4 protein-coding genes are annotated in these 7,942 nt (G+C 61.5%); all 4 read right to left on the bottom strand.

Annotated features, from left to right (window positions below):
• Positions 1–42 precede the first annotated feature (42 nt).
• The 4 genes from ACTJKS_RS06410 to ACTJKS_RS06395 all read right to left on the bottom strand — a co-directional run bounded on the left by ACTJKS_RS06410 (position 43) and on the right by ACTJKS_RS06395 (position 7,712).
• The gene (locus tag ACTJKS_RS06410) at positions 43–417 is read right to left on the bottom strand and encodes a hypothetical protein (RefSeq protein ID WP_108182762.1); all 375 of its coding nucleotides are present in this window, start codon (positions 415–417) and stop codon (positions 43–45) included.
• A 239-nt stretch (positions 418–656) separates the two neighbouring features.
• Positions 657–2,510 (bottom strand): polyurethane esterase, encoded by a 1,854-nt coding sequence (locus tag ACTJKS_RS06405; protein ID WP_262947816.1) that lies wholly within the window; start codon positions 2,508–2,510, stop codon positions 657–659.
• Between the two features lie 370 nt (positions 2,511–2,880).
• Positions 2,881–4,569: a polyurethane esterase gene (locus ACTJKS_RS06400; protein WP_262947817.1), complete on the bottom strand. Its 1,689-nt coding sequence runs from the start codon at positions 4,567–4,569 to the stop codon at positions 2,881–2,883.
• Between the two features lie 56 nt (positions 4,570–4,625).
• Positions 4,626–7,712, bottom strand: coding sequence for an autotransporter domain-containing protein (locus tag ACTJKS_RS06395; protein WP_411157850.1), 3,087 nt, complete (start codon positions 7,710–7,712; stop codon positions 4,626–4,628).
• Positions 7,713–7,942 lie beyond the last annotated feature (230 nt).

Genomic DNA, 7,942 nt, shown 5'->3' with positions numbered 1-7,942 from the left:
AGCCTGCGGCAGCTCCTACAGGGAGAGCGGGATCTGTGTGGGTTATTCGGAAGCAGGCAAGCCCACAAGGCTGTGATCACAGCTGAAATACTGTTCACCCCGGCGCGCCAGCTCGGCTTGCAGACGTCGGCAGCGCTCCAGATCCTGCTGGGTCATGCGGTCAATGCTCAGATTGCCAGTGGCCTGCTGTTGTTTGCCGTCACCCAGGCGAATGGTCACGAACGGCTGTTCGGGCTGGATCTGAAACAAGCTTTTCTCTTCGACCGGTTCGATTGCTTCGGTCTTCGCCGGCTTCGGCAGTTGATCGCTGCTGATGCCGTAACGGCTCAGAATCGAGGTTGGCGGCAGATCGGCCCAGGCATTGGCCGATAACAGCGCCAGTCCGACAAGTCCGACATACCCCTTGACCCTTCTCACGTGTGCATCTCCTGTACTCAATGGCGGCTGGCTATAGAACGTGTGGGCACGTGCTGGCTTTAGGCCGCTTTTGCTGTTTGCACAGCTTTTGAGTCAGGGTGTGGCTATCGAGTCACTTTCAATACCGATCTGAATCCTTCGCGAGCAGGCTCGCTCCCACACTGGACCTGTGTCGATCACATAGTCCCATGTGGGAGCGAGCCTGCTCGCGAAGGGGCACTGCCGGCGCCCTATCAACCTCAGGCGATCACAATTCCATCGGCACTGAGGCTATTCAGCGCCACTCCAACCAGCGTCACCGAATCCCCGCCAAACTTCAGCACCGTGTCCTGCCCCACCGCCGTCGCATGTGCGCGGAAGTCATCATTGGGTAGCACACCCTGCACGCCAAGGAACACCAGTTTGTCGTTGGCCGTAAAACCCACCACCCGATCCTGACCGAACGCGCCGTTGAACAGGAACGTATCCGCCCCGCCCCCGGACTCCATCAGGTCATTGCCGGCGCCACCGACAAACACGTCGTTACCCGTGCCACCAATCAAGTGGTCGTTGCCGTCCAGGCCGAACAGCCAGTCACCACCGGCATGCGCCTTGAGCGTATCGGCGCCACTGGTGCCTTTGACGCTGGACTCATACTGCGTGACGTTGTTGCCGACCTTCAAACCGCTGGCCGTGACGCTGTGGGTCACGTCGTCCTTGAACAGGCCCCAGAGGAAGCCTGGCTCCTTGGTGACGATGCTGCCGATGTCGCGGGTGATGCTGATCCCGCCGTTGGCGTCGCGGATGTACAGGTTGCCGGCACCGTCGTTGGCGAAGTCGAAAGTGTTCACCGATTTCTGCAACTCGAGGGTGTTGTTGCCGGCGCCACCAAGAATCACGTTGTAGCCGCCAGCATCACGGAACGTGTCGTTGCCGGCGCGCCCTTCGAGGTAGTCATTGCCGCTGCCGCCCTGGATCAGGTCGTTGCTGTCGCTGCCGATAATGAACGTGCTGCCCTTGTGGGTTTCGGCGTTGCGGTTCAGATCCTGTACCCAAGTGTTGGCCCGCGCCGGGTCCGACAGGTTGGCGACGATGATCGTCGAGTCCTTGCTGGTCAGGTCATAAAACTTCGACTCGATGATCCGGTTCATGCCGTCGCCGTAAGCGGTCGGCAGGTGCGAGATCCAGGTCGGAATATTAAGAATCGAGAACGGCAGCAGATTCCACGCGGTCGAGGCGTAGTGATCGTTGAAGCTGACGATGTTGTCGGTGGCCGATTCCTTGGGCGCGTCGTGCACGCCGACCGAGGCGCCGGTGAAGGTCGAGCCGTCGAGAGCGCGGAACACCGGATCGTTTTCGTAACCGACGTTGAGCACCTTGTCGGTGCTGCTTTGGGTCGGCGAGGCGTAGGCGATGTAGTTGGAATCGGCGAAGAATCCGCCCCACTTGCCGCCACTCAAGTCAGCCATGCTGTTGACCGCCAGCCCGCCGAGGCTGTGGCCGCTGACCAGCACGTCCTTGCCGCTGAGGCCATTGGCCTTGGCGAACGCCACCACGTCATTCAGTAGATTGCCGAACGCTTCGCCGACGTAATTCTTGGCGTAGTCCTTCGGGCCGAAAGCTGCCAGCAGGTCGTTGATCACGTCGCCGATGGAGTCGAGGATCAGGTTTTCCCGCGGGCCGCTGGTGCCGCGAAAAGCGATGCCGATTTCCGTGAGATGCCCCTGAGCGTCGTACTTGCCCAGAATTTCCACCTGAGCGGTGGTGTAACCGGCCTTCTCGCCGAAGAAGGTTCCGCGGGCGTCGGTCTTGCCGTCGTAGCCCAGTTGCGAGGCGGTGATCGGTGTCCAGCCAGCCTTTTTCACCGCGTCGAGGGCGAGTTTTTCCGAGTCGGGGTTCCACGGAATGCCGGGGATCACCCCTTGCGAATCGGTGCCACCGAGCAGCGCGGTCACCAACGTGGCGGGCAGGCCGAGGCCGAAACCGTTGTGCTGATAACCGGCGGCAAAGCCGTTATCGAGGTTGTGATAGGAATACAGCGTGATCGCCATGGCATCGCTGAACAATGCCTTGGAATCCGCTGTGCCGAAGTTCTTGTAGTCATACACACCCATTGCTATTGCCTCTCTTTTGTTGGAATTGTCAGAGATAGCTCACAGCCAGGGCGCCCCTCACGGGCACGCCCCGGAGCATTTCAGTACTACTTGCATAAAGGTTTCGATCTTTTGATCTTGAAAATCAAAAACAAAAGATCGCAGCCTGCGACAGCTCCTACATCCATAAATCCGTGTAGGAGCTGTCGAGTGAAACGAGGCTGCGATCTTTTGATCTTGAAAATCAAAATCAAAGATCGCAGCCTGCGGCAGCTCCTACATCCATAAATCCGTGTAGGAGCTGTCGAGTGAAACGAGGCTGCGATCTTTTGATCTTGAAATTCAAAATCAAAGATCGCAGCCTGCGGCAGCTCCTACAGAGGCTGGTTAATCAGGCGAAAACGAACGCCGAGTCCGACAGGTTAGCCACTCCCACCCCGATCAGGGTCACGGCATACTCGCCAATCTTCAGCACCGTATCAGCGCCGGACTGGGCAACATGCTGCTTGTAGTCATAGCCCTGCCCCGCGCCTTCGACGCCCATGAACACCAGTTTGTCGCTGCCCTGGTAGCCATTGATCGCGTCGAAACCGAACGCGCCGCTGAACAGGAAGGTGTTGTTGCCGCCCACCGCCGTCATTACGTCATTGCCGGCGCCGCCCACGAAGGTCACGTGGCCCTTGTCGCTGATCAGCTTGTCATCGCCCCCCAGACCGAACAGCCAGTCACCGTCGGCGCTGGCGTGCAGCGCATTGCCGTACGCATCGCCATTGAGCGAATGGGTGTACTGGGTCAGCTCGTTGCCATTGGTCAAACCCTTGGCCGTGACGCCCCAGGTGATGTCCTTGCTGCCCCACCACGACCCCGACTCCTTGCTCACCAGCGCACCGATGTCGCGGGTCATGCTGATGCCGCCGTAGGCGTCGCGCACATACAGCGTGCCGTCACCGTCGTTGGCGAAGCTGAAGTTCTGCAGCGGTTTCTGCAGCTCGAACGTGTTGTGGCCCTGACCACCGAGCAGAATGTTAAAGCCACCGTCATCGCGGAACCGGTCATCACCGCCCAGGCCTTCGAGAAAGTCGTTACCGGCCCCGCCCTTGAGCCAGTCGCCGCTCTGGGTGCCGATGATGAAGGTGCTGCCGGTGTGCGGCTCGCCGCTGCGCCCCAAGTCCTCGACCCAGATCTTGCCCCGGGAAGATTCCTCCAGGTTGGAGACGATGAGGGTCGAGTCCTTGTGTGTCAGGTTGTAGAACTTCGAATCGATGACCCGGTTCAAGCCATCGGCATACCCCAACGAGCCATGGGCCGACCAGCTCAATGGATTGACGATGCTGAACGGCACCAGGTTCTGCGCGGTGGAGGCGTAGTAGTCGTTGAAGTTGACGATGTTGTCGGTGGTCGACTCATGCGCCCCGTCGTGCTTGCCCAGCGACCCGCTGCTGAACGTGGTGCCGTCCAGTGCGCGGAACACCGGATCGTTTTCGTAACCGATGTTCAACACGTTGTTGCCGGTGCTGCTCTGGGTCGGCGAAGCGAACGCGATGTAGTTGGCGTCCTTGAAGAACCCGCCCCAGTTGCTGGCGCTCAACTCGGCCACGCTGTTGACCCCGAGGCCACCGAGGCTGTGACCGCTGAACAGCACGTCCTTGGCGGCAATGCCGTTGGCAAGCGCGAACGCGGCAACCGCCTTGAGCAGGTTGTCGAAGGCGTTTTTCGCGTAGTTGCTCGCGTAATCCGATGGGCCGATGGCGGCGAGCAAATTGTTCTTCATGTCGCCGAAGGTGTCGCTGTAACCCAGCCCGCCAGTGCCGCGAAAGGCCACGCCGATGCCGATCAGCTTGCCGCCGGCGTCGTACTTGCCGAGCACTTCAGCCTCGGCGCTGGTGAAGCCGTCCTTCTCGCCGAAGAACGTGCCCTGCGCGCCGACCTTGCCCTGATAGCCCAGCGCCGTGGCGCTGAGCGGTTTCCAGGCGGTCGCCGGCAAAGGCTGGCCGGTGGGCGTGTAGGCATACAGCGTCAGTGCGATGGCATCGCTGTACAACGCTTTGCCGTCGGCATTTTTATAATCGAACAATCCCATGTTGTGCTCTCTCTTCCTTCAAAACCGGCAGCCCGCAAGGGACTGCCGGCACGCGTTTAGAACTGCCAGTCGAGGGTCAGACCCACACCGTGGTCCTTCTCGTTGTTACCGATCAGTCCGTTGTAGTCCAGGTTGACCCGGACATCGCGATTGAGCGCCAGCCCGGCGCGTACGCCGACCACCGCCGCGTCACGATCCATCGACACACTCTGCACAGTGAAGGCGCTGTTGCCATTGGCGAAGGCCAGGTGGCTGTCAGCATCGACACTGCTCAGGTTGTGCTGCCAGCCGAGGGTCGCGCCCAGTTCCAGTTGATGCTTGTCCGACAGCGCGAAGCTGCGTTTGGCGCGTACGCCAAGGGTCGACAGCACCACGTCGCGGTTGTCTTCGCCGCTCTTGAGCGCCGCAGCATCACCCTTCTCGGTGAAGCTGTCGGTGTTCAAGTGCACGTACGACAGGTTGGCGAACGGCTCCAGATTCATCGGTTGCAGGCGCAGATCGTAAGCCGCTTCGGTGAACACCTGAGTGGTCGCGGCATCGTGCTTGGTTTTCTCTTTGCCATTGACGCCCGCGAACTGCAGATCACGCTTCACGTCCACGCGGTGCCAGCTGTAAGCGGCACCGGCGGTCAGACGCAGCGCATCGATCTGATGCCCCAGGTACGCGCCGAGGTGGTAGCTGTCGACCGAGGCCGACGAATGCGTGCCGCTGCCCATGTTCAACGAGCTGTCGCTATAACCGGTAACGAAACCCAGACGGGTATCTTCAGCAATCAAGCCGTCGACACCGGCCAGCAAGCCGCCGATGGAGCTGTTGGCGTCGGCGTTTTCGTGGCCGCCATCGCTTTTGCCCCACGAACCCAGCACCTTGACCCACGCGTTGCTGCGCTCGTCAGTCGGTGCGTTGGCATTGAACAGATCACGCTCACGCAGACGCTCGCCCACCGCTTCACGCAGGTAGCGGCTGTCGTTGATCAGCATCGTACCGATGGCCGGGTGAATTTCGCCGGACAGTTGCTGGAAGGCTTGTTGCGCCGAGGCCGCATTCGGCGACAGCAGCAGGGTTTCGAACAGCGCATTGCCCGCGCCCAGCCCCTCGGCAGCCGCACCGACCGCACGCTGGTTCGGCGTCAGGCCGACACTGGCGAACGACGCGCCGTTGCGCCCGACGTCGAGTTGCACGCCGTTTGCCGAGTACGCCAGGGTGCCGCCGAGGAACGCGTAGTTCGGCAGCACTTGCCCGAACTGGCCTTGGATGCCACCGGCCGCTTGCAGGATGTTGAACTGCGTGCCGAGCAGGCTCTTCACTTCAGTCGTGGTCAGCAAGGTCGGGCTGTTTTCCAGCGACAGACTGACCGTGGCGCCATCGATCAGCGCTTGGCCACCGGCAACGATCTTGTCGCTGCTGGTCGGCGAGACTTCCACCGCGTAGGTCGAACCGCGCTCGAAGGTCACGTCACCGGCGACATTCAGCGTGCCGATCGAGTTGCCCGGCGCCACGGTACCGCCGCTTTTCGCGGTCAGTGCGCCGATGCGGCCGTTACCGCCAAGGATGCCGCTGTCGTTGACCGTGACCGCCGACGCCAGCGAACCGTTGATCGCCAGGCGCCCCTGATTGACCAGGGTCGGGCCGCTGTAGCTGTTATTGCCGGTCAGCACCAGCGTGCCGATGCCCTGCTTGGTCAGGCCGCCGTGTCCGGAAATGTCGTTGCGCCAGGTGTCGAGGCCGCAGGTGATGTCGGTGCAGACGCGTTCGGTGGGTTTGCCCTTGTCGATGATCGCGCCAATGCCCGGCAGGTCCGCAACAAACTGCCCGGAACCGTAGGCACCCTGAATGCGGAATTCCTCCGGGATGTCCTGTTCGGTGACGAACATCGCCGGGCCATCAATGCCCTTGCGCAGGTTGATCATGCCCCAGCCGTACAAGGCGTCGATGCCCGGTGCGCCGAGGTCGGTGGCGGTGGTACGCAGCACCGTGGCGACCTGGTCACCCGTCATGTACGGGAAGCGCTCCATCAACACCGCCATCGAGCCGGCCACGTGCGGCGCCGCCATCGAGGTGCCGTTGTAGTTTTTGTAGCCGGTGGTCAGGTTGTCGGCATTGGTGCCTTCGATGATCGAGCTGAAGATCTTCGTGCCCGGCGCCGAAACGCAGAAGCTCGCGGTGTAACCGCAACGCGAAGAGAACGTACTCATGATGTACGGGTTGGCGCTGGCCAGATCCGGGTTCTTCTGCAACGCGGCGACGGTGATCCAGTTCGGCGCGATGTCCGGCACGAAGTAGCCGAGGCCGGCGATGGCGTCCGGATTGTTCAGGTTGTAATCGTTGCCGGCGGCAAAAATCGTCACGATGCCGCTGCGGGCGGCGGCAATCGCGCCGTCGTAGGCACCGCCAGGCTTGGTGCCGAGCAGTGTGCGGATTTCGTTGAATTGCACTTGCGCGTCGTTGACGGTGAAGTGCGGATACGCCGGGTCGCGGCCACCGAGGTCGAAACGGTCAGTGATGCCGATGCCCCAACTGTTGTTGATGATCCGCGCGCCGCTGGCGATCAGCGCATCCCAGCCGGCCTTGTACACCGCGCCGTCGTTGCCACGGACAATGCCGTCTTCCGGGCCCGGGTCGCCGTTGTCGGCGCTGATGATCTGCGCACCGAACGCCACGCCGTGCATCGGCCCGCCGTCACGGCTGCCGGCAGCGATGCCACCGACGTGGGTACCGTGGGCACCGAGCTTGCCGTCGGAGCCGACCGAAGGCGAACCGTCATAGCGGAACGCATCGCCGGCTTTGACCGGGATGTACGGGTCGGTGTATTCGCGGATCCCGCTGGTGACCAGGGTCACGACTTTGTTGGGGCCGGAGAACTCCGGGTGCGCGGCATACACCGGCTGGTCAAAGATTCCCAGTTTGACGCCTTTACCGGTGTAGCCGGCAGCGTAAGCGGAATCCGCCCCGATGGCGCCCAGGCCCCATTCCGCCTGGAACTCGGCGCTGCGCCAACTGGCGGGATCACCGCTGCGGCCGTTTTCCACATAAGGCGCCGCGTGCGCGGTGCCCCAAGTGGTCAACGCACAGAGTACGGCGCAGTTGAGGGTTTTCATGGCGAAGCGACCGCCCGTTTGCGCGGGGGTATTGTTGTTATTCATCCAGCGACCTTCCTTAGTGTTGTTGCGAAAAATCCGTGTACCTGGCCCACACCCGGGCCTGGGAAATAACGCTTGTGGCGAGGGGATTTATCCCCGATCGACTGCGCAGCAGTCGCACACCCGGATGACTATCGGGGATGAATCCCCTCACCACAGGTGTGTGCTCACATCCCCCCTGTAGGAGCTGCCGCAGGCTGCGATCTTTTGATCTTGTTGTTAAAAAATCAAAG

The organism is Pseudomonas sp. 22189 (assembly GCF_052045635.1).
GTDB classification, from domain to species: Bacteria; Pseudomonadota; Gammaproteobacteria; order Pseudomonadales; family Pseudomonadaceae; genus Aquipseudomonas; species Aquipseudomonas parakoreensis.
Note: the sequence above shows the minus strand (reverse complement) of the source record. Positions and strands in the feature narration are given on the sequence as shown.